The following is a 24,686-nucleotide window of genomic DNA, read 5'->3' as shown; positions in this document are numbered from 1 at the left end:
GGGCCGGTCCGGGTAACTGGGCCGGCTTGCGTCGTGGAGGCAGAGGGATAACCGATGGCAAAACGTGACTATTACGAGGTGCTTGGCGTCGCGCGTGGAGCATCGGAGGCCGAGATCAAGAAGGCCTACCGCCGCAAGGCGCGTGAGCTTCACCCCGACAGCAATTCCGACAACCCGAATGCGGAGGCCCAGTTCAAGGAAGCGAACGAGGCCTATGACGTCCTGAAGGATGCCGACAAGAAAGCCGCCTATGACCGCTTCGGCCACGCCGCCTTCGAGGGCGGCATGGGCGGTGCCCCCGGTGGCGGGCCGCGCGGCGGCGGTTTCCATGGCCAGGGCGATTTCGCCTCGGCGTTTTCGGATGTTTTCGACGACCTGTTCGGCGATTTCATGGGCGGGCAGCGCGGCGGCGGGCGGCAACGCGCGACCCGTGGCTCGGATCTCCGCTACAACCTGAGGGTGAGCCTCGAAGAGGCCTACAAGGGCGTTCAGAAGACGATCAACGTGCCGACCTCCGTCGCTTGCGGTGCCTGCTCGGGCACCGGAGCCGAAGGCGGTGCGGAGCCGGTTTCCTGTCCGACCTGCTCGGGCATGGGCAAGGTTCGCGCGCAGCAGGGCTTCTTCACGGTCGAGCGCACCTGCCCGACCTGTAACGGGCTAGGCCAGATCATCAAGAACCCCTGCCAGACCTGCCACGGCAATGGCCGTGTCGAGAAGGAGCGCTCGCTCTCCGTCAATATCCCCGCCGGGGTCGAGACGGGCACGCGCATTCGTCTCGCCGGAGAAGGGGACGCTGGCACGCGCGGCGGCCCGTCGGGCGATCTTTATATCTTCATCGAGGTTGCCGAGCACGAGATATTCAACCGGGACGCACAGCACCTGTTCTGCCAGGTTCCCGTGAGTGTCGCATCGGCGGCGCTTGGCGGTGATATCGAGGTTCCAACCATCGAAGGCGGCCGCTCTCGCGTGAAAGTGCCTGCGGGGTCGCAAACCGGTAAGCAGATGCGCCTGCGCGGCAAGGGGATGCCGGCGCTGCGGGGGGCTGGATTCGGCGACATGTTCATCGAACTTATCGTGGAAACGCCGGTGAACCTGACGTCGCGCCAGAAAGAACTCCTGCGGGAATTCGACGAGTTGAGCGCGGAAAACAACCCGCGTTCGTCGAACTTCTTCTCCAAGGTGAAGGATTTCTGGGACGAGATGAAGGGATAACCCTCTACCCTTAATCTTTAATTCAAATGCTTGGACGATGGTTTGCGCATGACCATCGCCCAAGCATTTTCCGAATCTGCGCTGCCGCTTTTTGGCACTGACGAAGCACCGCTTCCGCCGCAACAGACGCATAGCGTGGCTCCGATGCAGCCATCCTACCTGAAGGATCATCGTCAACGCCTGCGGGAGCGATTCCTGCAGGCAGGCCCCAAGTCGGTTCCCGATTACGAATTACTGGAGCTGGTGCTTTTCCGCGCGGTGCCCCGCCACGACGTGAAGCCACTGGCGCGGAAATTGATCGAGACTTTCGGCGATTTCAACCGCGTCATCTCCGCCCCTGCCAGCCGCCTGCAGTCGGTGCCCGGTGTTGGGACCATGGTCATCCTGGAACTCAAGATCGTCGAAGCGTCGGCACAGCGCCTGAGTCGGGCAAAGATCCTTCGCCGGCCGGTCCTCACCTGCTGGGACTCGCTGCTGGATTACTGTCATACGAACATGGCGCACCGGGAAACGGAACATTTCCGCGTGCTCTTTCTCGACTGCAAGAACACGTTGCTGGCAGATGAGGATCAGGGGCACGGCACGGTGGATCACGTGCCAGTCTATCCGCGGGAGGTGGTCAAGCGGGCGTTGGAACTGAACGCTTCCGCGCTCATCCTCGTTCACAACCACCCCTCCGGGGACCCTACACCATCGGCCGCCGACGTCGCCATGACGGAGAAGATGGTGAACGCTGCGGAGGCGCTCGGCCTGACGATCCACGATCACCTTGTGATCGGCCGGGAAGCCGAATTCAGCTTCCGGAGCGCCGGTTACCTGTGAAGTTGCAGCAAACGGAGCGGAAGTTACCGGAGCCAGACCTCGACCCTGCGATTCGTCTGGCGGCCCCGCTCACTGTCGTCACATGCGAGCGGCAAAGCCTCTCCCATGCCGATGGTCGTGAGCCGGACCCGCTCCCAGTCCGCCGCCGGAATAATCGACCGCAACGCGTCGCTCACCGTCTCCGCACGCTCCAGCGACAGGGCTCGATTGCCATCCGCCGGGCCAAGCCCGTCGGAGAAGCCGGCCAGGATAATCTCGGTTCCGTCATGCAGGCCGATCTCGATATCGCGGGCGAGTCGATCAAGGTTTCCCTCCGACTGCGCGTCGAGATTGACGGAGCCGTTTCGGAACCGGAACGTCGCCGTCAGGCGCCGCGCGCCGGACATGGCCGTGACAAGCTCCTGCAGGTCTTCGAGCGAAACCTCCTCTCCGGCTGCGGAAATCGCGTTGGCGAGTCGCTCTCCCTGCGCCGCCACGGGAATCTCCACCGGTACCTGATCGACATAACCCGCGCGCCTGACGGCCATTTCGGCCGATGGGGTGTTGAGCCAGTCAAGGAATTCGCGGCCCAGCAATGGCAGCCGCCGCGGCGGTACATACAGGTAGAGCGGCAGCGGCAGCGGGTAGTCCTCCGCCTTGATCGCCTCGGGCGAGACCGAAATCTGCCGGCCACAACTGCCCGTCAGCACCAGCGGACGCGCATGACCCATTTTGGAATATCGCACGAGCCCGAGAGCTTCGGGGCTTCGCGCCACCGTGTCCACGAGGCCGGGGCTGGACTCATGTCGCAGAAGCCAGCCAGAACGTTGCGGTGTTTCACCCGTCGCGCCGCCCCCCGGCAGAAACTGTTCGGTGCTTCCGTCCGGAACCATTTCATGCAGGTCGATCGCATCCGGTGTGCCGCCAAGCTCCCTCCAACTCTGGATCTTGCCGGAGCGGATACCGGCCAGTTGCTCCAGACTGATCCGGCGCACCGGGTTGCGCGACGCGACCACGGCCACCAGGGCATCCAATGCCACGATCCGGGATCGGCGCGGACCTGAAAGATCACCGATTCCGGCCGCTTGCCCTCGGGCAATTTCGTCTGCATTCGCGGCGCGATTGGCCATGGCCAGGTCTGCTCGATCCTCCATGAGGTCGTTCAGCCCCTGCGCCGAATCGGACAAATTGAAATGGAACCGGGCCACCAGCCGATCCTGCGTCGGATCAATCAGGTGATAACTGAAGCGATCCTTCGTTTCCTGCACGCGCTTCGGCAAGAGCGCGTTCGTGGCCGCGAAGGTTTCGACCATGGCCGGCAACAGGATTTGCCCGAGCGATGCGTCCCCGGACAAACGGATATCCGCAACCGGCCTCAGCAAGTCCGGGCAACCGGGCCCTTCGCAATCCACGCCCTCGGCATCGATGGTAATGACGCCGAACTCGGTCCTGAGGCGATAGAACTCCCCATCGAATCCGAGCATCGTTCCTTCAAGACTGATCCCACCGTCGCGGGACGTTAGAAAGGCGTCCTGCGCCGCGACGGATGCAGCTCCGAATAGAAGAAGCGCGGCGATGGCCGCCGCGCGTGAAAGCATTGATGCCATTGTTCAGGATCGGCCCGTTTCAGTTAGCGGCGATACTCATGTCTCTCAGAAGGTTGTTCAACACCAGAAATTCGCCGACAGAGTCGCAGGCAGGAACCGAAAGTGACAGATCCATGGGTTCGATTTCGCCGTCCGTCGTCGCACGTAGGGTCTGAGCCTGGATTTCGCGCCCGCAATTGGCCTTGCTCACCGCCAGCTCGACCGACATTCGGACCATTCCCTCATATTGGGCGTCAGCGGCCGGGAAGCTGTAGACCTCGGCTTGTGGTCCGTCCTGCTCTGTGCCCAGTTTCGCCAGGAAACCGGCCCCAAGGAGTTCCGCCCGTCGCGGCGAACGCGGATTTCCGGCGTGGATGTGGCCGGGGTGGCCCCGGGCCGCGCCGAATTCGTAGGCGTGCAATTCGACCCCGGTCTCGCCCTGCCATTGCAGCGCGATCCGCTCGAATTCCGCCAGATCGGAAACCACTGCAGAAGTTTCGAGAAGCTGGCCGTCGGAAAAATGCGCCGTAACATGCGCGACTTCCCGCAGGGCGGGCATCTGGACGTGCAGGTTTCCCGAATCGTCCAGAGTTTCGGCAAAAATCAGTTCTTCGTGGCGGATTTCAACCCGTTTGCCAGCCTGGCAGGGAGCCATGATTTCGAGCGCAAGCATTGCCGAGGGCTTCGTCTTGGCGGTCAGGCTCGTTTCACATTGCGGCGCGGGGGCGGGCGCGTGTTTTGGCAGCAACCCGGCAAGGCGGTTTGCGTAGGATTGGGTTGCAGGCGTACCGAGCACGGAAATCTCGTGTTCGAGGGGAACAAGCCGGGCCTCTTCGACAAGCTCCTCCGGGGGAGCGGCGATCTCGGCGTCGAGCTGTGCAGCGGTATCGAGCCGGACCTGATCAGGATTGTCATTCCCCCCAAAGCGCGCCGCCAGGGCGTCGGCATTCTGCATTACGTAGCCGGTGGAAAACGCGATCACGAAGACCGCACCGGCATTGATGAAACGTGGACTCACACGCATATCTGCCTCCTTCGGGTCGAAACCTTCAGCAAGACATAGGCTAAAAAATGGGCAGCGCCGTGGCGCTGCCAAGACCCGAATAGGTCACATTCGTGAAAAATAAGCCGCGTTTACGGGCTCAGAGCGCCCCGTGGCAGTGCTTGAACTTCTTACCTGATCCGCAGGGGCAGGGCTCGTTCCGGCCCGGATTGCCCCAGGTGTTCGGATCGGTTTCGTCGAAACCGTCGGGCACGGGCGCTTGCGCGTCCTTCTCGGGCTCGCCGCCGCCAGCGGCCTGCTGCAGCGCGGCCTGCTGGGCCATCATCTGCTGCATCATTGCCTGTTGCTCTTCCGGCGTCAGCGGACGGATCTGGCCAAGCTTCTCCGAAACCTCCTCACGCAGACCGTCGAGCAGGTTCTCGAACAGCTGGAAGGCCTCGTTCTTGTACTCGTTGAGCGGGTCACGCTGGGCATAGCCACGGAAACCGACAACGGAGCGCAGATGCTCCAGCGTCAGCAGGTGCTCGCGCCACTTGCTGTCGATCGTCTGCAGCAGGAGCTGCTTCTCGATCATCCGCATGTTCTCGGGGCCGAAATCCACTGCCTTCTGGGCCATGAACGAATCAGAGGCGTCATAGAGGCGCTCCCGGATATCGTCGTCATCCACGCCCTCTTCTTCGGCCCATTCCATCACCGGTGCGTCGACACCGATTTTCTTGCGCACATCTGCGTGGAGCGCTTCGGTCTCCCATTGGTCGGCATAGCTCTTCTTGGGCATGTATTGCGCAACCAGGTCGTCGATCACCTCGCGGCGCATGTCCTGGACGATTTCCGACAGATCCTCGGATTCCATGATCTCGCGACGCTGACCGAAGATCACCTTCCGCTGGTCGTTCATCACGTCGTCGAATTTCAGCAGCTGCTTGCGGATGTCGAAGTTGCGCCCCTCGACCTTGGCCTGCGCACGCTCCAGCGACTTGTTCACCCAAGGGTGCACGATGGCCTCGCCTTCCTGCATACCCAAGCGGTTCAGCATGGAATCCAGCCGCTCGGAGCCGAAAATCCGCATCAGGTCGTCTTCAAGGCTCAGGAAGAAGCTGGACTTGCCCGGGTCGCCCTGACGGCCGGAACGGCCGCGCAACTGGTTGTCGATCCGGCGGCTTTCGTGACGTTCGGTCGCCAGCACGTAAAGACCGCCGGCATCCTTCACGGCCTGCTCGTCGCCCTTGTGCTGGGCCTCGATATCGGCGCGGATCTGCTCCGGATCGGCATCGGGATCAGCCGCGATGGCCTCCATCACCTTGAACTCGACATTGCCGCCGAGTTTGATGTCCGTCCCGCGGCCCGCCATGTTGGTGGCAATCGTCACCGCGCCCAACTTGCCGGCATCGGCGACGATCTGGGCTTCCTGCTCGTGCTGGCGTGCGTTCAGGACGTTGTGCTTGAGCCCTTCTGCCTGAAGCATCTGGCTGAGCATTTCCGATTTCTCGATCGAGGTCGTACCGACCAGAACCGGTTGGCCCTTTTTGTTGGCCTCTCGGATTTCCTCGATCACGGCTTTGAATTTCTCGGCAGCGGTCCGATAGACCTGGTCGTGCTCGTCCTTGCGCGCGACGGGCAGGTTGGTCGGAACCTCCACAACGCCGAGCTTGTAGATCTCCATGAATTCATCCGCCTCGGTCAGCGCCGTGCCGGTCATGCCCGAAAGCTTGTCGTAGAGACGGAAATAGTTCTGGAAGGTCACCTGGGCGAGAGTGACGTTCTCGGGCTGGATATCGCAGCCTTCCTTGGCCTCGATCGCCTGGTGAAGACCATCCGACAGGCGGCGGCCATGCATCATCCGACCGGTGAACTCATCGATCAGCACAACCTGGCCATCGCGCACGATGTAGTCCTTGTCGCGCTGGAACAGCACATGCGCCTTCAGGCCCTGGTTGATGTGGTGCACCAATGTGGTGCTCTCGGGGTCATAGAGGTTCTGCCCTTCCGGCAGCAGCTCGTAATGGCGCAGCCGCTGTTCGAGGAACTCGTTGCCCTCGTCGGTATAGGTGACGTTCTTGGATTTCTCGTCGAGCTTGTAATGCTCCGGCTGCACCTCGGGGATGATCCCGTCGATGGTGCGGTACAGCTCGGAACGGTCCTGGCTGGGGCCGGAGATGATCAGCGGCGTCCGTGCCTCGTCGATCAGAATCGAGTCGACCTCGTCGACAATCGCGAAGTTGTGATATTTCTGGCAGACATCCTTGAGCTCGGATTTCATGTTGTCGCGCAGATAATCGAACCCAAGCTCGTTGTTGGTGGCGTAGGTCACGTCGCAGCCATAGGCGCCGAGTTTCTCTTCCTCGGGCTGCTGCGGGTAGACGACGCCACAGGTCATGCCCAGATGGGCATAGACCTTGCCCATCCATTCCGCATCCCGCTTGGCGAGGTAGTCGTTGACGGTGACGATATGCACGCCCTTGCCGGAGAGCGCGTTGAGATAGGCCGGGAAGGTGGCCACGAGCGTCTTGCCCTCGCCCGTCTTCATCTCCGAGATATTTCCCTCATGCAGGAAGATGCCGCCCATGAGCTGCACATCGAACGCACGCAGGCCAAGCGCCCGCTTGGACCCCTCGCGGACATTGGCGAAGGCTTCCGGCAACAGCGCGTCGAGATCCTCGCCGTTGCGGGCGCGTTCCTGAAGCTCGCGCGTCTTTTCGATCAGTTCGGCATCGGTCTTCTTCTCGAATTCCGGTTCCAACGCGTTTATCTGGTCGATGACGGGACGGGTTGCCTTGATCTTGCGGTCGTTTGGCGTGCCAAAGACCTTTTTCGCGATCGTTCCAATTCCCAGCATATCTGCTCCGCCATGACTAATTCGTGTGAGAGGACGCCTTGCCGGCCCTTGCGTGCATCGTTACCTAGACATCTAACGAAGAGCCGCTCGCCTCCCGGACCATGCGGGATGTAAGGGTGCGCCCTGTGAGTGTCAACGCTGCGCAAGGGCGCGGCCACGAAGGAGCCTATCTCGATGCAGATCACCAACAAAACCTGGGGTGCCGGGCTCTTTGCCCTCGCAATGGCGGCCAGCCTGCCGGCAGGGGCCGAAGAGATCACCGCGGATACGGTTGTCGCGACCGTCGGCGGCGCCGACATTACGCTCGGTCACATGATCGTGGCGCGGCAGACGCTGCCGCAGCAATACCAGCAACTGGAGCCTGCCGTGCTCTGGGAAGGTATCCTCGACCAGCTCATGCAGCAGAATGCCATGGCCCAGTCGCTTGGCGAAGAGGTGACAAAGGCAACCCAGCTGTCCATCGACAACCAGATCTCCGGCCTGCTCGCCGGCGAGGCGATCGGCAAGGTCGTCCGCGACGCGGTGAACGACTCGAGCCTTCAGGCGGCCTATGAGGCACGTTTCGCCGATGCCGAGCCGACCAAGGAGTTTCACGCCGCCCATATCCTCGTGGCGACCGAAGACGAGGCCAAGGCTATCCGCGAAGCGCTCGATGGCGGCGCCGACTTTGCGGCCTTGGCGATGGAAAAATCCACCGGTCCCTCCGGCCCGAGCGGCGGCGATCTCGGCTGGTTCGGTCCGGGCATGATGGTGCCGGAGTTCGAACAGGCCGTGATGGCGCTCGAAGACGGCCAGGTTTCCGATCCGGTGCAGACGCAGTTCGGCTGGCACGTGGTCAAGCTGAACGAGTCCCGGATTGCCGACGCGCCGAGCCTTGACGAGGTGCGCGCGGAACTTGCCGCCGAGATCGAGAACGCGGCCGTGACCGAAGCGCTCGCGGCGGTGATGGACGAGACCGATGTCGTGAAATCCGAAATGGAATTCGATCCCGGCCTGCTCAACAACCTCGACCTGATCGCCGAGTAACGGAGAGAAAGATGGCCGGAAAACTGTCCGTTTCACCGCTTGCGCCTGCATCTTTCCCAGAACTGCCCGAAATCGCCGGTGTGGAGTTCTCCGCGCTGGCAGCGGGCGTGCGATATGCGGGCCGAACCGACGTGATGCTGGCCCGGCTCGCGCCGGGCAGCGCCATTGCCGGCGTCTTTACCCGGTCTTCGACCCGCTCCGCTCCGGTTCTGGATTGCGAAGCCAAGCTGGCGGCCGGCACCGACGCGGATGCCGGCGCCGCGATCCTTGTGAATTCGGGCAATTCCAACGCCTTTACCGGCGCTGCCGGTGAAGGCTCCGTCGCGGCTATCTGCGCGGCTGTGTCCGCCGCGTCCGGCATACCGACCGCACGGGTTTTCACCTCCTCCACGGGAGTCATCGGGGAACGGTTGCCGCATGAGCGGATCACTCAACGGCTCGACGAGCTGGTCGCGGGCCTGGTTCCTGAAGGGATCGAGACCGCCGCGCGGGCCATCATGACAACGGACACCTATGCCAAGGGCTCCGGTGCCGTCGTTCAAAGCCCCGCCGGCGAAATCCGCATCGCAGGCATCGCCAAGGGGTCCGGCATGATCGCGCCCGACATGGCCACGATGCTTGTCTATATCTTCACCGATGTCGCGATCGCCCAACCCGTCTTGCAACAGGCGCTCAGTTCGCTGACCGAGCAGACCTTCAACGCGATCACGGTCGATGGAGACACCTCGACCTCCGACACGCTGCTGCTGGCTGCCACCGGCAAGGGCGAGGCACGTATTGACGACCTGAACGACGCGTCCGGAAGGACGTTCGTAGAGGCGTTGCACAAGGTCATGCAGGATCTCGCGCACCAGGTGGTCAAGGACGGCGAGGGCGCGTCGAAGTTCCTCGAAATCCGGGTCACGGGTGCGACCGACGACGCGGATGCAAAGACCATTGCCATGTCCATCGCCAATTCACCGCTGGTCAAAACGGCCATCGCCGGTGAAGACCCGAACTGGGGTCGCGTTGTGATGGCGGTCGGCAAATCCGGCGCGACGGCTGATCGCGACAGGCTCTCCATTCGCTTCGGCGATATCCTCGTGGCCGAAAAGGGCTGGGTTGCCCCGAGCTACACCGAGGAGGCCGGCGCGGCCTACATGAAGCAGCCTGAATTGCATATGTCGGTCGATCTCGGCCTAGGAAACGGCGCGTTCACCGCCTGGACCTGCGATCTGACCCACGCCTATATCTCCATCAACGCGGATTACCGTTCGTGAAGACAGTCCTTGTCTCTGCCGTTGCGCTCGTCGATTTCGACGGGCGCGTGCTGCTGGCGCAAAGACCAGAGGGTAAATCCATGGCCGGCCTGTGGGAATTTCCCGGTGGCAAGATCGAAGCCGGGGAGACGCCGGAAGCCTGCCTAATCCGTGAGCTGCACGAGGAACTGGGCATCGACACCTGGTCCTCCTGCCTCGCCCCCCTGACTTTCGCCAGCCACGCCTACGCGGATTTTCATCTGCTGATGCCGCTCTTCATCTGCCGAAAGTGGCAGGGAACACCTGTTTCGCGGGAAGGGCAGGCCCTGAAATGGGTCACCGGCGACAAGCTGCGCGACTACCCGATGCCCGAAGCGGATATCCCGCTGATCCCGCATATTCGCGAGTGGCTCTGACCTGCCATTTCGGCGTCTAACGAGGGGGCTTTGCCCCCCGCGCTCTTTCGAGCGCTCCCCCCAGGATATTTTCAGAAAGATGATCGCGAGCCCAATTCGGTTTCATCTTTCCCCAAATACCTCCGCCGGAGGCACGATCCGAAGAGACGAAAATCACCGGTTCCAAATGAAAAGGGCGGCTGTAACCAGCCGCCCGATATCTATTCGTGTTGTCTTTCGAGATCAGGCCAGCTGACGTTCGACTTCCTCGCGCTCGAAAATCTCGATGACATCGCCTGGGCGGATATCTTCGTAATTCTCGAAAGCCATGCCGCATTCCTGGCCGGACTGCACTTCGGCAACCTCGTCCTTGAAGCGCTTGAGCGTCTTGAGCGTGCCTTCGTGGATGACCACGTTGTCGCGCAGCAAACGCACACCGGCGGAACGGCGGGCGACACCCTCGGTGACGAGACAGCCGGCGACCTTGCCGACATTGGAGACCTTGAAGACCTCCTTGATCTCGGCATAACCGATGAAGTTCTCGCGCACTTCGGCAGAAAGCAGGCCGGACGCGGCTGCCTTCACATCATCCACAAGGTCATAGATCACCGAGTAGTACCGGATCTCCACGCCCTTCTGGTTTGCCGCAGCACGGGCCGGGGCGTTGGCACGTACGTTGAAGCCGATGACCGGTGCACCGGATGCTTCGGCAAGGCCGATATCGCTCTCCGTGATGGCACCGACGCCATAGTGCAGCAGGCGTACGCGAACCTCGTCATTGCCAATCTTTTCCATCGCCTGGGCGATGGCCTCGGCAGAACCCTGCACGTCAGCCTTCACCAAGATCGGCAGCTCGGCCACGTTCTCGTCTTCCTTGGCCTTGGCCATCAGCTGATCGAGGGTCGTGGCGGCACCGGCAGCGGCACGCCGGTCCTTGGCGGCCTGCTCGCGATACTCGGCGATTTCCCGCGCCTGGGCTTCGGTCTCGACCACGTTCAGAACGTCGCCGGCTTCCGGCGTACCGTTGAGGCCAAGCACCTCGACCGGAACCGAAGGGCCTGCCTCTTCGACACGGTTGCCCTTGTCGTCGACCAACGCACGAACTTTACCCCACTGCTCACCGACGACGAAGATGTCGCCCTGCCTGAGCGTGCCGTTCTGAACCAGAACGGTGGCAACCGGACCGCGACCCACATCAAGCTGGGCTTCGATCACGGCCCCGGACGCAGCGCGGTTCGGGTTCGCCTTGAGTTCAAGGATCTCCGATTGCAGCGCAATGGCTTCGAGCAGTTCATCGAGACCCTGGCCGGTGATGGCCGAAACCTCGACATCCTGCACCTCGCCCGACATCGCCTCGACGACAACCTCGTGCTGGAGCAGGTCGGTCCGAACCTTGGTGGGGTCGGCAGCAGGGCGGTCAATCTTGTTGATCGCCACGATCATCGGCACGCCCGCAGCCTTGGCGTGATTGATCGCCTCGACTGTCTGCGGCATCACCGCGTCATCGGCAGCAACCACGAGGATCACGATGTCTGTCACCTGCGCACCCCGGGCACGCATGGACGTAAAGGCAGCGTGGCCCGGCGTATCGAGGAAGGACAGCACCTGCCCGCCATCGGTGGTCACCTGGTAGGCGCCGATATGCTGGGTGATGCCACCGGCCTCGCCGGCAACGACCTTGGCATGGCGGATCGCGTCGAGCAGCGAGGTCTTGCCGTGGTCGACATGGCCCATGACCGTGACGACCGGCGGACGCGGCTGAAGATCCTCGTCCTTGTCCTCGACGGAGTCGATCACGTCTTCCACGTCGGCATCCGACACCCGGACGATCTTGTGGCCGAACTCTTCAACGATCAGTTCCGCCGTATCGGCATCGATCGGCTGGTTCTGGGTGACCATCATGCCATTCTGCATGAGCGCCTTGACCACGTCGGCCACACGCTCGGCCATACGGTTTGCCAGTTCCGAGACAACGATCGTCTCGGGAACCTGCACGTCGCGCACGACCTTTTCACGATTCTCAGCGCCACCCAGGGCCTTTTGCCGGGCGCGTTCCTGCTTGCGCTTCATCGCGGCCATCGACCGCTGACGCCCGCCTTCGCCACCAGTCATCGCCTGGTTCAGGGTCAGCTTGCCGGAACGACGGCTGTCGTCACGGTTGGCCTTGCTGCGGTTGTCACGATCGCGATCGTCACGACCGCCCTTGCGCGGAGTCGCGTCAGGCTTGGTGAAGGTCTTGGGCTGCGCCTGGGTTTCCCGGGCAGCCGGTGCGGCCTTCTCCTCGGCCTGAGCTTCGGGCTCGGTTTTCTTGGCCGAACGAGGCTGAGGAGCTTGCGCGGAACGGGACGGCGTGGCCAGAACCGCCTTGCGGGACGCCTCGCGCTCTTCACGCTCACGCTTGACAGCTTCGGCAGCCTCGCGCTTCTTGCGCTCTTCTTCCTCGGCCTTGGCCTTCAACGCTTCTTCGCGTTCGCGCTCCTCGCGCTCCTTGGCCTCGATCTCCTCGCGGCGACGCTGGCGTTCTTCCTCGCGGCGTTTCTCGTCCGCAGCGCGTTGCACGGCCTCATCGGCCTCGCGCGCCTTGGCAAGTTGCAGCGCCTTGAGCCGGCGATCCATCTCGGCATCCGAAATTCCGGCCGGGCGGCGCGAAGGATCTCCGCCCGCCTGTCCGCCGCCGCCGCCGGACTTGCCAGCACCCGGTTTCGGAACAACGACCCGCTTGCGCTTCGTCTCGACCACGACGTTCTTGGTGCGTCCATGGCTGAAACTCTGCTTCACCGAGCCGGAGCGTGCTCCGCCCTTCAGGCCCAGGGTCTTTTTGCCGTCATTCTCGCTCATGCGATACCATCGTCCTTTCCGGGGCCGTCTGCCCCGATATTGCCGCGCAGGCCGGAAAGCCGTGTGGCCTCCTCAACGACACGAGTCGTGAGTCCTCCGGCACACAGCGCCGCGTGTATTACATGGTCTCGACCAAAGGACAAACCCATTTCATGGGCCGTCAGACAGTCGAAATAGGCACCTTCCTCCGGTGGAAGGCGCAATTTGCTCTTTCCGCGCTCCGAGCCATCGCTGGCCTGGAGCAAAACGACCACCTCGCCGTTCTGGATCAGCCCGCGGACCTTCTCGTAGCCCGCCATCGCCAACCCGGCCTTGCGCGCCAATGACAGCGTGTCGGTCACGCGGCGCGCCAGCCCTGCTTCGATCGCATCGACCAGCCCCTCGGGCACAGCGACTTGCCGCTTGGCGCCGCGGGAGAAGGCCTTTTTCTTCACGGCCAGCGCCAGAGCATCGCGCGTCGCCGTCACCCAGATACCACGTCCGGGCAGCTTGCCGGCAAGATCAGGCACGATCCCGCCATCGGGTCCGACCACGAAGCGGATCATCTCCGCCTTTGGTCGGGTCTCACCGGTGGCGGCGCATTTGCGTTCGCTCGCCGCCTCCCGGTCCTTATGTATTCCACCGCGACCCAAGGTCCGATACCCAACCAGCGCCAGGGATCAGGCGCCGGCCTCCTCGGTTTCGGCGTCTTCCTCGGCCTCTTCAGCTTCGGCCTCAAGCTCCGCCGGGTCGACCCAGCCAAGCTGGATGCGCGCAGTCATCACCATGTCCTGCGCCTCGGCGAGAGAAACGTCAAATTTCTCCAGAACGCCATCATCCTTGACCCGCTCGCCATCGACCGTGGTCCAGCCGCCGGCCAGTTCCCAGTCCGCGCAGGTAGCGAAATCTTCCAGCGTCTTCACGCCGTCATCGGCCAGCGCCTCGATCATCTGCGGGGTCAGGCCCTCGAAATCGATCAGGCTCTGCTCGACGCCCATCTCGACAGCCTTTTCCAGCGCCTTGCGGTTGATCGCTTCGATATGGTCGCGAGCACGGGCCTGAAGCTCGTTGGCCGTAGCTTCGTCCACGCCGTCGATGACCAGAAGCTCGTCCAGCTCGACATAGGCGACTTCCTCGAGATTCGAGAAGCCCTCGGATACCAGAAGCTGGGCGAAGAACTCGTCGAGGTCCAGCGTGGCCATGAAGAGCTGCGTGCGCTCCTCGAATTCTTTCTGGCGGCGCTGGCTCTCATCTTCTTCGGTCATGATGTCGATATCGAGACCGGTCAACTGGCTCGCAAGCCGGACGTTCTGGCCGCGACGACCGATGGCGAGCGAAAGCTGCTCATCAGGGACGACAACCTCGATCCGCTCTGCCTCTTCGTCGAGCACGACCTTGGTCACTTCGGCCGGCTGCAGCGCGTTCACGAGGAAGGTCGGAACGTCCTCGTTCCACGGGATGATGTCGATCTTTTCGCCCTGAAGCTCGTTCACCACGGCTTGCACACGGCTGCCGCGCATACCGACACAGGCGCCGACCGGGTCGATCGAGCTGTCATAGGAGATTACGGCGATCTTCGCGCGCGAGCCCGGGTCACGGGCCACGGCCTTGATCTCGATGATGTTGTCATAGATCTCCGGCACTTCCATCTTGAACAGTTCGGCCATGAACTCCGGCGACGTCCGGCTCAGGAAAATCTGCGGACCACGGGCCTCGCGGCGCACGTCCTTGATGAAGCAGCGGATGCGGTCGCCATTGCGATAGCTCTCGCGGCCGATCTTCTCGTTGCGGCGCAGGATGCCCTCGCCACGGCCGATATCGACGATGACGTTGCCATATTCCTCGCGCTTGACGACACCGTTGATGATCGTGCCAGCGCGGTCCTTGAACTCTTCGAACTGCCGGTCGCGCTCGGCCTCGCGCACCTTCTGCAGGATGACCTGCTTGGCACTCTGGGCGGCGATCCGGCCCATCTCGACCGGGGGGACCTCGTCGGTCAGCGTGTCGCCGATCTGCGGATCGGCCATGTATTGCTTGGCCTGCTCGACCGTCAGCTCCGCCTGGTAGTTCTCCAACTCTTCGTCCGCGACCACGGTGCGCACACGGGTAAAAGTGGCGCGACCGGTCTTGCGGTCGATGGACACGCGAATGTCCATTTCCGAACCGTAACGGGACTTGGCGGCACGGGCGAGAGATTCCTCCATCGCCTCGATCACCAGCTCCGGGTCGATCATCTTCTCGCGCGCTACCGCCTCGGCGGTCTGCAGCAGTTCCAGCTGGTTGGCGGATGTGATGGCCATCTCTTGTTGTTCCTCTTTTACGAGTTCTCTTTGGCGTCGCCCTCGGACGCCATGAATGTCTGCACTTCGTCGAACTGGGCTTCGTCGATCTCGCCCGCATGTTTGCGCTGGTTGAGCATCTCGCGGATCAGCTCGTCGGTCAGCACCAGCTTGCCTTCGGAGAGCCAGTCGAACTGGAGCCCGATGATCACCGGCTCGCCCTCGTGGTCGATCTCGATCAGCACCTCGTTGCCTTCGACACCCTTCAGCGTACCCTTGAAGCGACGACGGCCGTCGATCAGCTCCTCGGTTTCCAGCTTGGCGACATAGCCGGCCCAGGTCTCGAAATCCTTCAGCCGGGTCAACGGCCGGTCGATGCCGGGGCTGGACACTTCCAGTGTATAATTGTCCTCGATCGGGTCCTCGACATCCATCACCGCGGAAACGGCAGTGGAAATCTCGGCACAGTCGTCAACCTCGATGCCACCCTCCGGCTTCTCGGCCATGATCTGCAAGATCGGCGTGTTGCCGGACATAAGCCGGATGCGCACAAGCTCGAAACCCATCCCCTCGATCACGGGGGTCAGGATCTCTGCCAGTCGTTGGTCGATATTCGTCTTGGCGATAAGGTCGGTCATGTTCTGTCCGGACACAAAAAAACGGGCGCGCGGCCCGTCGATACTTCTCGGTGGAACCTCGGTTGAGCACCGACGCGCCGCTGTTGAACGGGCATATACGTGCTTCGGTGCCTTCTGGCAAGGGGGGCTGGGAAATCTCCTGCGCCCTGCAAGGCGAACCAGTGCATTGCCACGGACGTTCATCCACCCCTAAGGTTCCAGCAACTTGGGAGATTTTAATGAGTTTTCACGTTCTCGGCGCGGCGGTCATCATCCTGCTCTATTGCTTCTTTTCCGCAGCCATCAGCCGGCGCGGCATCACCATGCCGATGATTTTCCTCAGCGTCGGTGTGGTGTTTGGTGCGAGCGGAATGCATCTCACCCATGATTCCGCGACCATTTTTCATGATCTTGCCGAGATGACTCTGGCGTTGCTCCTTTTTGCCGATGCCACCCTGCTCGACCGCGATGCGGTGGACCGGATCGGGCAGCGCGCCGGGCGCATGTTGCTGATCGGGCTTCCCATCGCGATCGGTCTCGGAGCGTTGGTGAACTGGCTGTTGCTGCCCGGCTGGCCGCTTTGGGAGCTTTTCCTGCTGGCCGCGCTGCTTGCGCCGACCGATGCCGCGCTCGGCCAATCCATCCAGTCGAACGAACGCATCCCCGAGATCATCCGCAACACGCTGAACGCCGAAAGTGGGTTGAATGACGGGCTCGCCCTGCCCTTCGTGATCTTTTTCGCTGGCCTCGCCGTCAGTGCGAATGATCCCGAGCTTGGCGACGGATCGCTGCTGCGACTGCTTGCCGTCCAGATCGGGGTTGGCGCGCTCGTCGGTCTGCTCGGCGGGGCGGCGGCCGGGCTGCTGCGGAATTTCTCGGTGGCGCACAAGCTTATGGATCACGGTCTGAGCAAGGTCGCCGTGCTTGCACTTGTAGGCGTGATCTATTTCGCGGCCGAGCACGCGGGCGGCAATTCCTTCGTCGCGGTTTTCGTCTCGGGCGTCGCCTATGCGAATTTTGCCAAGGGAACGGTCTCGCATGCGCGGGAGTTCATCGAGGGCGACGGACAGTTTCTTGCCATCCTGAGCTTCTTCTTCATCGGCGCGCTGTTTGCGCCGGTCGCGCTGGAAAGCATTACCTTCGCCGGTGTTGCCGTGATCGCGATCTCTCTGTTCGTCGTGCGGCCGGTGGCGATCTGGCTGTCGCTGATGGGAACCGACACGACGGCGAGCGAGCGCCTGTTCTATGGCTGGTTCGGCCCGCGCGGCCTGGCCACGGCGCTTTTCGCCGTGTTCGTGATCATGGATTTCGAGCACCTGCAAAGAAGCAACCCGATCCTCGTCACCGCGATCATGGCGGTGTTGATCTCGGCCTTCCTGCATGGATTATCGGCGAAATACGCTGTCGAGGTCTTCCGGCTGGACTCCGCAGACAAGGACGGCTGAGCCGCACGCTACAGACCGAGCTGCCCCGCCATGCGCGGGAGCGCCTTGGTCGCGCGCACTAGCTCGGCGGTAATCCCCGGCTCGCTCAACGCATGACCGGCCAACCCGACCATTCGCAATTCTCCGCGCGACCAGCGTTCGGTAACCTCCCAGGCCGAGCGCGGCGGGCAGATCATGTCTTGCCGGCCCTGAATGACGATTCCCGGGATCTTCGAGATCAGCGGCATGTCCTCGAGGATCTGTGCGTCCCGCTCAAGCCATCCCTTGTGACGGAAATAGTGGTTCTCCAGCCTGGCAAAGGCGCGCGCGTAATGCCCCGGCGCGTCCGAATGCGCGCCGTCGCTCCGGATCGTGGCCAGCGCGTTTTCCCACCGGCACCAGGCGCGGGCAAAATATGTCTGCGCAGTCTGATCCTCGCCGAACAAACGCCTTTCATAGGCGCCGATCAGGTCTTCGCGTTCCTCGGGCGGAATGAGACTGGTGAAGTGTTGCCACTCTTCAGGGTGGAACTGCCCCGCACCACCGCCATAGAACCAGTCGAGCTCGCGCTGCATCATCAGGAACACACCGCGCAGCACCAGGTAGGCCACGTGATCGGGGTGCGCCTGTGCATAAAGCAGGCCCAGCGTCGCGCCCCAGCTGCCGCCAAACACCACCCAGCGCTCCACGCCGATATGTTCGCGAATCGTTTCGATGTCGCGCACCAGGTGCCAGGTCGTGTTGTTCTCGACGCTCGCATGGGGCCGCGACATGCCACAGCCGCGCTGATCAAACAGGATGATGCGGTATTTCTCTGGATCGAAGTAACGGCGCATGGCAGGGCTGCAGCCACCACCCGGACCACCGTGCAGCACAACCACCGGAATTCCGTCTGGCGCACCGCATTGTTCGACATAGACCTTGTGGCCGTCGCCAACATCCAGCAGACACCGGTCGAAGGGTTCAACCGACGGATAGAGGTAGTGCAGTGCGCTTTTGTGTCCCGCGACCTTGTCCATAACCGAGCTATATAGCGGTCGGAAAGCAGGCGCCACGCCCAACCACCGCCCCGAACAAGGAGCCGCAGCATGAACATGTCCCAGACCACCGTCGATCCGGCCGAAGTGGCCAAGTTCGAAGCGATGGCCGCCGAATGGTGGGACCCTACGGGCAAGTTCAAGCCCCTGCACATGCTCAACCCGACGCGTCTCGATTACATCACCCGTCAGATCGCCGCCGAGTTCGACCGCGACCTGACCGCGCCCAAGCCGTTCGAGGGGCTGCGCCTGCTCGATATCGGCTGCGGCGGCGGCTTGCTGTCGGAACCGATGGCGCGGCTGGGGGCGACGGTTGTCGGCGCGGATGCGGCCGCGCGGAACATCCCGGTGGCGCAGATCCATGCCGAGCAGTCCGGGCTGGACATCGACTATCGCTGCATCACCGCCGAGGAGATGGCCGCGGCGGGCGAGAAGTTCGACGTGCTGCTGAACATGGAAGTGGTCGAACACGTGTCGGACCCGCTGGCCTACCTGACCGCCTGCCATGACCTGCTCAAACCCGGCGGGCTGATGATCTGCTCGACGATCAACCGCAACCCCAAGAGCTTCGCGATGGCGATTGTCGGTGCGGAATGGGTGATGCGCTGGCTGCCCAAGGGCACGCATGAATGGAACAAGTTCATCACGCCCGACGAGCTGAAGGAGTTGCTGGAAAAGGCCGGGCTCCGGCATGAGGACGCGACTGGGTTCGTGTTCAACCCGATCCTGTGGAGCTGGTCGCTTTCCTCCAGCGATCTCTCGGTGAACTACGTCACCGCCAGCACCCGCCCGGCGTAAGCGCGTCTAGGCGGTCTGCAACTCATAGCGGGCCAGCTCACTATGGCGTGCGGGACCGTGGCCAAGTTCTGACTGATACAGCGAGAAACTCTCGGCCCGAAAACCCGGAATCTCGGCCAACGCGTTGGCTCTAAGGAAATCGGCCAGCCTGTCCGCCGCTTCGCCCGACGGCGCGCGGTTGAAGCGCGCGAGTGTTACATGCGGGCGAAAGCGGGTGCGTTTCAGCGCCAGTCCGGACTGGCGGGCCGCTTGTTGGACCTTGTCGTGAAGATGCACGATCCCCGGTTCCGGGCGCACGGCGGCGTGCAGGATCTCCGGTTTCGCGCCGCCGAAAAGGTCCAGCCCGGCAAAGGTGACCTCGACCGCGGGATGGGAGATCTCGCTCAGGGCCAGATGCAGATCCCGTGCCTGCATCTCCGGCACTTCATCCAAAAAGGCCAAGGTCAGGTGCAGGTTCTCTCGCGGTGGCGTCCGGCCGACCGGCAACCGGGCCGAGAGCATTTCCAGGCGGTCCAGAACCGGGTCGGGCGGCGTAATGGCCAGGAAGCAGCGCATGACCTATCCCGCACCGAGCTTCTCGCGCAGTTCCCGAAGAACCGGCAGCGCCAGCCGAACGCGATCCGGACCGATCTCCTCGACGACCTCGGCGATGATCGGAGAGACCGCCGCAATCGCCGTTTCTCGTGCCGCTTTCCCAGACGGGCTGATCGAGATGAATTTGCGCCGCGCATCGTTCCAATCGGGGCGAACGTGCACGTGGCCTGCCCATTCCAGCTTGGAGAGCGTGTTGCTCATCGCCCCACGCGTCAGGTGGAAAGCTTGCGCGAGCTGCGCGGGCGTGCGCTCCTCGCCCACGCGGGCAAGATGATTGAGCACGGAAAACTGGCTCAGCTCCATCCCCTTGGGCAGCGCCTTGGAAAGGCGATTATGGGCAAGCTGGTCGATCGTGAAGATCTCGGAAAACAGCGCCACGGCGAGGCTATCGGTCTGCTGGCTCATTCCGGCCCTCCGAAGGGACGGTCATGCGTGAGCGAGGGCACGCGGGAACGGGCGCGGGCCACCTCGGCCATGTCGATATCCACCAACATGACTGTGGGGTCCTCGCCGGCATCCGCCAACACCTCGCCCCAGGGGGCAACCACCATGGAATGGCCATAAGTGCGCCGCTGCTTGCCCCGGCTGCTCGGGTGCGTCCCGCATTGTGCCGGTGCCAGGACGAAGGCGCCGGTCTCGATGGCACGAGCCCGCAGCAGCGGCTCCCAATGGGCGGCACCGGTGACGGGCGAAAAGGCGGCCGGGACTGTCAGGATTCCGGCACCGGCCTGCGCAAGCCGCCGGTGAAGATTGGGAAAACGGAGGTCGTAGCAGATCGTCATCCCGATCTTGCCGAAAGGCGTCTCGGCGATCACCGCCTCGGTTCCCGGTCGGTAACCAGCCGATTCCCGGTAGGTCTCGGTTTCCGACACGGTCACGTCGAACATGTGGATCTTGTCGTAGCGCGCGACGATTTCGCCCGCAGGGCCGATCAGGAAGGAGCGGTTGGCGAAACGCCCGTCCGGGTCGTCGGTCCGGAGCGCCAGCGAGCCGATCAGCAACCAGACCCCGTGTTTCGCCGCGGCCTTGCGCAGCGCGGCGAGGGTTATGTCTTCCGCTTGCCCTTGCAGAACTTTGCGCTGCCGCGTCGCACTGCCCGAGAGGCAGTTCGTCACCTCCGGGGTCAGGACGAATTCGGCGCCCGCCGACACAGCTTCCTCCACCCGCGCCAATGTTTCGGTCAGATTGGCGACCGGGTCGTCGGAGACGTTGAGCTGCAGAAGTCCTACCCGCATGTTCCCGTATCAGACCTCGGCGTTCAAAAGCGGATCGAGCTTGCCCGCGCGCTCCAGTCCATAGAGCTCGTCACAGCCGCCGACATGGGTTTCGCCGATGAAGATCTGCGGCACAGTATAGCCGCCATTCGAACGGTTCAGCATCTCCTGCCGGCGCTCGGGTGCGCTGGACAGGTCCACCTCGGAAAAGGAGATACCCTTCTGTTTCAGAAGGCGCTTGGCCGCGTGGCAGTAACCGCAAAAGGGAGTGGTATAGATTTCGACAGGCTGCATATGCTCTCAAGGCTCCGGCTTATCCGGCGGCGACCTTACCCGTCCTTGACCACCCGCGCCAGAGCCACGACCCGAACATCTGTTGCACCTGCAGCATAACAAGCCTCGGCACAGGCCGCGAGCGTCGCACCGGAAGTCAGAACATCGTCCACAAGCAGGACGGGCCGGTCCGCGACCCGTACGGACTGGCGCGGATTGATCGAGATGGAATCGACCAGATTGGCAAACCGGGCATCCCTGCCCTTGCCCTCCTGCGAGCCTGTGAAACGATGCCGTTTCAACAGGTCCGGACAGTGCTCCAGCTCCAGTTCACTCGCCAGCCGCGCCCCGAGCAGCGCGGCCTGGTTGTAGCGGCGTTTGAACAGGCGGCGCCAATGCAGCGGCGTCGGCGCCACGATCTGGCCGGGCAGACGGATATCCCGCGCGGCAATGGCCATCCAGGCGCCGGCCGCCCGGGCCAGTTCGGTCCGGTCGCCATGCTTGAAGGACAGCACGAGCCTGCGGCCATTGTCCCGATAGGCAAGCACGGCGCGCCCCTTGCTCCACGGACGGGCGATCCTCAGGCAGTCATCGCAACAGGCAATCTCGGTCGGATCATCGCCCGGCAATGGCACCCCGCAAAGATCGCACCGCAACCCGGTTAGAAACGGCGTTCGGCCCCAGCAATCGGCGCAAAGACCGCCATCGGTGCCGACGATTGCGTTGCAGGTCAGGCAATGGGGAGGGTAAACAACATGCATCATCGCCCGAAACCCGGACCGCAAGGCAGCATTTCCCAGCATGACGACCCCTCGATTGACCGATCGCGCCGCCCTCAGCCGCGCCCGTTCCCGCGCGTGCGCCACCCAAGGCGGCATGGCGGATTTCCTCCATCGGATGATGGCGGACGAGGTGGAGGAAAGACTGCATCTGGTTAACAGGACGTTTACGGATGCCGCCGTGATCTCGGGTTTTCCCGCGCTCTGGTCAGAATTGCGCCCGGATGCCAAGCAGGTTTCCGACGACGAAACCCTCGGGCTCGATCTGGCCGCCCATGATCTGGTGATCCACGCCATGGCGCTGCACTGGGCCGATGACCCGGTTGGCCAGCTTGCCCAGGCGCGCCACGCGCTCCGCCCGGACGGGTTTTTCCTTGGCTTCAGTTTCGGCGGCGAGACCCTCACCGAGCTTCGACAGGTCCTCGCCATGGCCGAAACCGAAGTGATGGGCGGGTTGTCGCCACGCGTGGCGCCAATGGGCGAGATCCGTGACCTTGGCGGGCTCTTGCAGCGCGCCGGCCTCGCCCTGCCCGTGGTCGATAGCCTGCCGCTGACCGTGACATACGAGACGATGTTCCACCTGATGCGCGATCTGCGCGCGATGGGCGAGGTGAATGCGCTGGCCAACCGGCACAAGGCGCCGGTGCCGCGCGAATTCTTCCTGAAGGCCGCCGAGGACTATGCCCGCCAGTTCGGAACAGAGGACGGGCGTATCCGTGCCACTTTCGAGATCCTCGTGATGACCGGATGGGCGCCAGATGCCTCGCAGCCACAACCCTTGCGCCCGGGCTCGGCCACCACGCGGCTGGCCGATGCGCTCGGCGCGGAAGAAATCGGCTTGAACGATCCCGCCGGACAGGGCCGAATTGCCGACGACGATTGACGAAGCACCCCGCGATTCTATTTGGTCCCAGACCACTTAAAGCCAGGACAGACCGATGATCATGACCCGCCCCGATGACCACCCGAGTTTCCCCGAAGAGAAGATCGGCGTGTTGCTGGCCAATCTCGGAACGCCCGACGCCACCGACTACTGGTCGATGCGGCGTTACCTGAGCGAGTTCCTGAGCGACCAGCGGGTGATCGATTACCCGAAATGGAAATGGCAGCCGCTGTTGCAACTCATCATCCTGTCCAAGCGGCCGTTCACCTCGGGCGAGGCCTATCGCTCGATCTGGAACAACGAGCTGAACGAGAGCCCGATGATGACGATCAGCCGGGCCCAGAAGGAAGCCATCGCCGCCGAGATGCAGGCGCGCTACGGTGACAAGGTCGTGGTGGATCTGTGCATGCGCTACGGTAACCCATCGACCAAGGAGCGGGTTAAGGCGCTGATCGAGCAAGGCTGCCGCAAGATCCTGTTTTTCCCGCTTTACCCACACTATGCCGGCGCCACCTCGGCCACGGCAAATGACCAGTTCTTCCGCGTTCTCATGGAGGAGAAGTGGCAACCCACGGCCCGGATCGTGCCGCCCTATTTCGACGAACCCGCCTATATCGACGCGCTGGCGCAATCGGTGGAGCGCGGCTTCGCCGGGATGGAGGAAGCGCCGGACATGCTGGTGTGTTCCTATCACGGCGTGCCGAAACGCTACCTGATGGAGGGCGACCCGTATCACTGCCAGTGCCAGAAGACGACGCGGCTGTTGCAGGAGCGGACGGGGATGGACCCGGAAAAGATCTGCACCACTTTCCAGAGCCAGTTCGGGCCGGAAGACTGGCTGCGGCCCTACACGGTCGACCATGTCGCGGAGCTTGCGCGGCAGGGGAAGAAGCGGATCGCGGTGATCGCGCCGGCCTTCTCCGCCGATTGCATCGAGACGCTGGAAGAGATCAACGAGGAGATCAAGGAAAGCTTCGAGGAAGCCGGCGGCGAGAGCTTCACCTATATTCCCTGTCTGAACGACGACGCGCCCCATATTTCGGCGCTGAGTGAGGTAATCACGAACAATCTCAAGGGATGGATCGAGTAGGGGCGCTCCCACCCGTCGTCGCCGCATCACAGATGCGCTCATCCGGTTGAGGGTGGCCGCGCGCCACGAGCGCGCGGCGGATTTGTCGGTGATCAACCGCCCACAAAAGGCGCATCGTTGCCCCAGAGTTGCCGGACCCGGTCATCGCGACCGCAGCTGTCTCGATACAGCTTGTAAGCCTTTCCCTTGGAGCGGGGACCGAAGCGGGTGAGGATCAACTCGTCCTGCTTGTAGTAATCCTGATGGTAGTCCTCGGCCGGGTAGAATGCCTGCGCGGCAAGGACGGGAGTGACAATCTTCTTGCCTAGCGCCTGCTGGGCAGAAGCCAGACCGGCCTCTGCCGCCGATTTCTGAGCAGGCGTTGCGAAGATCGCGGTGCGGTAGCTCTCGCCACGATCGCAGAACTGGCCGCCTGCATCGGTCGGGTCGACCGAGCGGAAAAACAGGTCCACGAGTTGGGGGTAGCTGACCTTGGCCGGGTCGTAGGTAATCTCCACCGCCTCGTAATGACCGCTTCCACCGCGCACGACCTGTTTGTAGCTCGGGTTCTTCACGGTTCCTCCGGTAAACCCGGACACCGCTTCGATCACGCCCGGAACGCTCTCGAAATCGGATTCCACGCACCAGAAGCACCCGCCGGCAAAGATCGCCGTTTCGGTTTGCGCCGCCTTGGCGTCGTCGCAATGCACAACCGTCCCGATGGCGATGAACAGCGCCAGAAGGGCCGGTTTCACGTTGTCCAGAATGGCTAGCATGACATTTCCTTTCCTTTGACGGCAATGTG

The 24,686-nt window shown here is 62.9% G+C and carries 23 protein-coding genes; 9 read left to right on the top strand and 14 right to left on the bottom strand.

Going from position 1 to position 24,686, the window contains the following annotated elements; translation table 11 throughout:
• Window positions 1-54 precede the first annotated feature (54 nt).
• Complete coding sequence (dnaJ, locus tag AX756_RS02170) at window positions 55-1,212, top strand: molecular chaperone DnaJ (RefSeq protein ID WP_068307991.1); 1,158 nt, start codon at window positions 55-57, stop codon at window positions 1,210-1,212.
• A gap of 48 nt (window positions 1,213-1,260) precedes the next feature.
• Window positions 1,261-2,034 carry a RadC family protein gene (gene radC, locus AX756_RS02165; RefSeq protein WP_068307989.1) on the top strand — a complete coding sequence of 258 codons (774 nt, stop codon included), beginning with the start codon at window positions 1,261-1,263 and terminating at the stop codon, window positions 2,032-2,034.
• 23 nt (window positions 2,035-2,057) lie between these two features.
• On the opposite strand, the gene AX756_RS02160 is transcribed toward radC, so the two are convergent.
• The 3 genes from AX756_RS02160 to secA all read right to left on the bottom strand — a co-directional run bounded on the left by AX756_RS02160 (window position 2,058) and on the right by secA (window position 7,438).
• A complete protein-coding gene (locus AX756_RS02160; protein ID WP_082738880.1) occupies window positions 2,058-3,620 on the bottom strand; it encodes a phosphate ABC transporter substrate-binding/OmpA family protein in 1,563 nt (520 codons plus the stop codon).
• A gap of 19 nt (window positions 3,621-3,639) precedes the next feature.
• The gene (locus tag AX756_RS02155) at window positions 3,640-4,623 is read right to left on the bottom strand and encodes a hypothetical protein (RefSeq protein ID WP_068307982.1); all 984 of its coding nucleotides are present in this window, start codon (window positions 4,621-4,623) and stop codon (window positions 3,640-3,642) included.
• Between the two features lie 118 nt (window positions 4,624-4,741).
• Complete coding sequence (gene secA / locus AX756_RS02150) at window positions 4,742-7,438, bottom strand: preprotein translocase subunit SecA (protein ID WP_068307970.1); 2,697 nt, start codon at window positions 7,436-7,438, stop codon at window positions 4,742-4,744.
• Between the two features lie 174 nt (window positions 7,439-7,612).
• Here secA and AX756_RS02145 point away from each other — a divergent pair, with 174 nt between their 5' ends.
• Genes AX756_RS02145 through mutT form a run of 3 tightly spaced genes read left to right on the top strand, consistent with a single transcriptional unit; the run spans window position 7,613 to window position 10,118 of the window.
• Window positions 7,613-8,464 (top strand): peptidylprolyl isomerase, encoded by an 852-nt coding sequence (locus tag AX756_RS02145; RefSeq protein WP_068307968.1) that lies wholly within the window; start codon window positions 7,613-7,615, stop codon window positions 8,462-8,464.
• An 11-nt stretch (window positions 8,465-8,475) separates the two neighbouring features.
• Complete coding sequence (argJ, locus tag AX756_RS02140) at window positions 8,476-9,723, top strand: bifunctional glutamate N-acetyltransferase/amino-acid acetyltransferase ArgJ (RefSeq protein WP_068307964.1); 1,248 nt, start codon at window positions 8,476-8,478, stop codon at window positions 9,721-9,723.
• Window positions 9,720-10,118 carry an 8-oxo-dGTP diphosphatase MutT gene (gene mutT, locus AX756_RS02135; RefSeq protein WP_068307960.1) on the top strand — a complete coding sequence of 133 codons (399 nt, stop codon included), beginning with the start codon at window positions 9,720-9,722 and terminating at the stop codon, window positions 10,116-10,118. Before argJ ends, mutT begins: the two co-directional genes overlap by 4 nt.
• Before the next feature lie 222 nt (window positions 10,119-10,340).
• Here mutT and infB read toward each other — a convergent pair whose 3' ends face one another.
• Genes infB through rimP form a run of 4 tightly spaced genes read right to left on the bottom strand, consistent with a single transcriptional unit; the run spans window position 10,341 to window position 15,831 of the window.
• Window positions 10,341-12,935, bottom strand: coding sequence for a translation initiation factor IF-2 (infB, locus tag AX756_RS02130; protein WP_068307958.1), 2,595 nt, complete (start codon window positions 12,933-12,935; stop codon window positions 10,341-10,343).
• Window positions 12,932-13,567 carry an RNA-binding protein gene (locus AX756_RS02125; RefSeq protein WP_068307954.1) on the bottom strand — a complete coding sequence of 212 codons (636 nt, stop codon included), beginning with the start codon at window positions 13,565-13,567 and terminating at the stop codon, window positions 12,932-12,934. Before AX756_RS02125 ends, infB begins: the two co-directional genes overlap by 4 nt.
• 27 nt (window positions 13,568-13,594) lie before the next feature.
• Entirely contained in the window at window positions 13,595-15,214 is a 1,620-nt protein-coding gene (nusA, locus tag AX756_RS02120) for a transcription termination factor NusA (protein ID WP_068307951.1), read from the bottom strand.
• A 17-nt stretch (window positions 15,215-15,231) separates the two neighbouring features.
• A complete protein-coding gene (gene rimP, locus AX756_RS02115; protein WP_068307947.1) occupies window positions 15,232-15,831 on the bottom strand; it encodes a ribosome maturation factor RimP in 600 nt (199 codons plus the stop codon).
• Between the two features lie 218 nt (window positions 15,832-16,049).
• Between rimP and AX756_RS02110 the strand changes: the two genes are divergently transcribed.
• Window positions 16,050-17,255, top strand: coding sequence for a cation:proton antiporter domain-containing protein (locus AX756_RS02110; RefSeq protein WP_068307944.1), 1,206 nt, complete (start codon window positions 16,050-16,052; stop codon window positions 17,253-17,255).
• Between the two features lie 8 nt (window positions 17,256-17,263).
• Here the strand turns inward: AX756_RS02110 and pip are convergent, their stop codons facing one another.
• On the bottom strand, window positions 17,264-18,253 hold the full coding sequence (gene pip / locus AX756_RS02105) for a prolyl aminopeptidase (RefSeq protein WP_068307941.1): 990 nt from the start codon (window positions 18,251-18,253) through the stop codon (window positions 17,264-17,266).
• 69 nt (window positions 18,254-18,322) lie between these two features.
• Between pip and ubiG the strand changes: the two genes are divergently transcribed.
• Window positions 18,323-19,069, top strand: a complete 747-nt coding sequence (gene ubiG / locus AX756_RS02100; RefSeq protein ID WP_068307939.1) for a bifunctional 2-polyprenyl-6-hydroxyphenol methylase/3-demethylubiquinol 3-O-methyltransferase UbiG — start codon at window positions 18,323-18,325, stop codon at window positions 19,067-19,069.
• 6 nt (window positions 19,070-19,075) lie between these two features.
• On the opposite strand, the gene thpR is transcribed toward ubiG, so the two are convergent.
• The 5 genes from thpR to AX756_RS02075 are packed head-to-tail and all read right to left on the bottom strand — an operon-like array spanning window position 19,076 to window position 21,914.
• Window positions 19,076-19,624 carry an RNA 2',3'-cyclic phosphodiesterase gene (gene thpR / locus AX756_RS02095; RefSeq protein WP_068307937.1) on the bottom strand — a complete coding sequence of 183 codons (549 nt, stop codon included), beginning with the start codon at window positions 19,622-19,624 and terminating at the stop codon, window positions 19,076-19,078.
• 3 nt (window positions 19,625-19,627) lie between these two features.
• Window positions 19,628-20,068: a MarR family winged helix-turn-helix transcriptional regulator gene (locus AX756_RS02090; protein WP_068307934.1), complete on the bottom strand. Its 441-nt coding sequence runs from the start codon at window positions 20,066-20,068 to the stop codon at window positions 19,628-19,630.
• Window positions 20,065-20,898 carry a carbon-nitrogen hydrolase family protein gene (locus AX756_RS02085; protein WP_068307931.1) on the bottom strand — a complete coding sequence of 278 codons (834 nt, stop codon included), beginning with the start codon at window positions 20,896-20,898 and terminating at the stop codon, window positions 20,065-20,067. The genes AX756_RS02090 and AX756_RS02085 overlap by 4 nt, the downstream gene beginning before the upstream one ends.
• Window positions 20,899-20,907: 9 nt before the next feature.
• Window positions 20,908-21,171 carry a glutaredoxin 3 gene (grxC, locus tag AX756_RS02080; protein ID WP_068307928.1) on the bottom strand — a complete coding sequence of 88 codons (264 nt, stop codon included), beginning with the start codon at window positions 21,169-21,171 and terminating at the stop codon, window positions 20,908-20,910.
• 35 nt (window positions 21,172-21,206) lie between these two features.
• A complete protein-coding gene (locus tag AX756_RS02075) occupies window positions 21,207-21,914 on the bottom strand; it encodes a double zinc ribbon domain-containing protein (protein WP_231700959.1) in 708 nt (235 codons plus the stop codon).
• 37 nt (window positions 21,915-21,951) lie between these two features.
• Between AX756_RS02075 and AX756_RS02070 the strand changes: the two genes are divergently transcribed.
• Both AX756_RS02070 and hemH read left to right on the top strand, forming a co-directional pair.
• Entirely contained in the window at window positions 21,952-22,812 is an 861-nt protein-coding gene (locus AX756_RS02070) for a methyltransferase domain-containing protein (protein WP_068307924.1), read from the top strand.
• Window positions 22,813-22,867: 55 nt separating this feature from the next.
• Window positions 22,868-23,902 (top strand): ferrochelatase, encoded by a 1,035-nt coding sequence (hemH, locus tag AX756_RS02065; RefSeq protein ID WP_068307920.1) that lies wholly within the window; start codon window positions 22,868-22,870, stop codon window positions 23,900-23,902.
• 92 nt (window positions 23,903-23,994) lie between these two features.
• On the opposite strand, the gene msrA is transcribed toward hemH, so the two are convergent.
• Window positions 23,995-24,657, bottom strand: a complete 663-nt coding sequence (gene msrA / locus AX756_RS02060) for a peptide-methionine (S)-S-oxide reductase MsrA (protein WP_068307918.1) — start codon at window positions 24,655-24,657, stop codon at window positions 23,995-23,997.
• Window positions 24,658-24,686: the final 29 nt, after the last annotated feature.

Source organism: Aliiruegeria sabulilitoris, assembly GCF_001558155.1.
GTDB lineage: Bacteria > Pseudomonadota > Alphaproteobacteria > Rhodobacterales > Rhodobacteraceae > Tropicimonas > Tropicimonas sabulilitoris.
This window is presented reverse-complemented; position numbering and strand designations above follow the sequence as displayed.

Bases quoted from the DNA above. Each gene is read 5' to 3' on its own strand.
- dnaJ (WP_068307991.1), top strand. From the start codon at position 55: ATGGCAAAACGTGACTATTACGAGGTGCTTGGCGTCGCGCGTGGAGCA.
- radC (WP_068307989.1), top strand. From the start codon at position 1,261: ATGACCATCGCCCAAGCATTTTCCGAATCTGCGCTGCCGCTTTTTGGC.
- AX756_RS02160 (WP_082738880.1), bottom strand. From the start codon at position 3,620: ATGGCATCAATGCTTTCACGCGCGGCGGCCATCGCCGCGCTTCTTCTA.
- AX756_RS02155 (WP_068307982.1), bottom strand. From the start codon at position 4,623: ATGCGTGTGAGTCCACGTTTCATCAATGCCGGTGCGGTCTTCGTGATC.
- secA (WP_068307970.1), bottom strand. From the start codon at position 7,438: ATGCTGGGAATTGGAACGATCGCGAAAAAGGTCTTTGGCACGCCAAAC.
- AX756_RS02145 (WP_068307968.1), top strand. From the start codon at position 7,613: ATGCAGATCACCAACAAAACCTGGGGTGCCGGGCTCTTTGCCCTCGCA.
- argJ (WP_068307964.1), top strand. From the start codon at position 8,476: ATGGCCGGAAAACTGTCCGTTTCACCGCTTGCGCCTGCATCTTTCCCA.
- infB (WP_068307958.1), bottom strand. From the start codon at position 12,935: ATGAGCGAGAATGACGGCAAAAAGACCCTGGGCCTGAAGGGCGGAGCA.
- nusA (WP_068307951.1), bottom strand. From the start codon at position 15,214: ATGGCCATCACATCCGCCAACCAGCTGGAACTGCTGCAGACCGCCGAG.
- rimP (WP_068307947.1), bottom strand. From the start codon at position 15,831: ATGACCGACCTTATCGCCAAGACGAATATCGACCAACGACTGGCAGAG.
- AX756_RS02110 (WP_068307944.1), top strand. From the start codon at position 16,050: ATGAGTTTTCACGTTCTCGGCGCGGCGGTCATCATCCTGCTCTATTGC.
- pip (WP_068307941.1), bottom strand. From the start codon at position 18,253: ATGGACAAGGTCGCGGGACACAAAAGCGCACTGCACTACCTCTATCCG.
- ubiG (WP_068307939.1), top strand. From the start codon at position 18,323: ATGAACATGTCCCAGACCACCGTCGATCCGGCCGAAGTGGCCAAGTTC.
- thpR (WP_068307937.1), bottom strand. From the start codon at position 19,624: ATGCGCTGCTTCCTGGCCATTACGCCGCCCGACCCGGTTCTGGACCGC.
- AX756_RS02090 (WP_068307934.1), bottom strand. From the start codon at position 20,068: ATGAGCCAGCAGACCGATAGCCTCGCCGTGGCGCTGTTTTCCGAGATC.
- AX756_RS02085 (WP_068307931.1), bottom strand. From the start codon at position 20,898: ATGCGGGTAGGACTTCTGCAGCTCAACGTCTCCGACGACCCGGTCGCC.
- grxC (WP_068307928.1), bottom strand. From the start codon at position 21,171: ATGCAGCCTGTCGAAATCTATACCACTCCCTTTTGCGGTTACTGCCAC.
- AX756_RS02075 (WP_231700959.1), bottom strand. From the start codon at position 21,914: ATGATGCATGTTGTTTACCCTCCCCATTGCCTGACCTGCAACGCAATC.
- AX756_RS02070 (WP_068307924.1), top strand. From the start codon at position 21,952: ATGACGACCCCTCGATTGACCGATCGCGCCGCCCTCAGCCGCGCCCGT.
- hemH (WP_068307920.1), top strand. From the start codon at position 22,868: ATGATCATGACCCGCCCCGATGACCACCCGAGTTTCCCCGAAGAGAAG.
- msrA (WP_068307918.1), bottom strand. From the start codon at position 24,657: ATGCTAGCCATTCTGGACAACGTGAAACCGGCCCTTCTGGCGCTGTTC.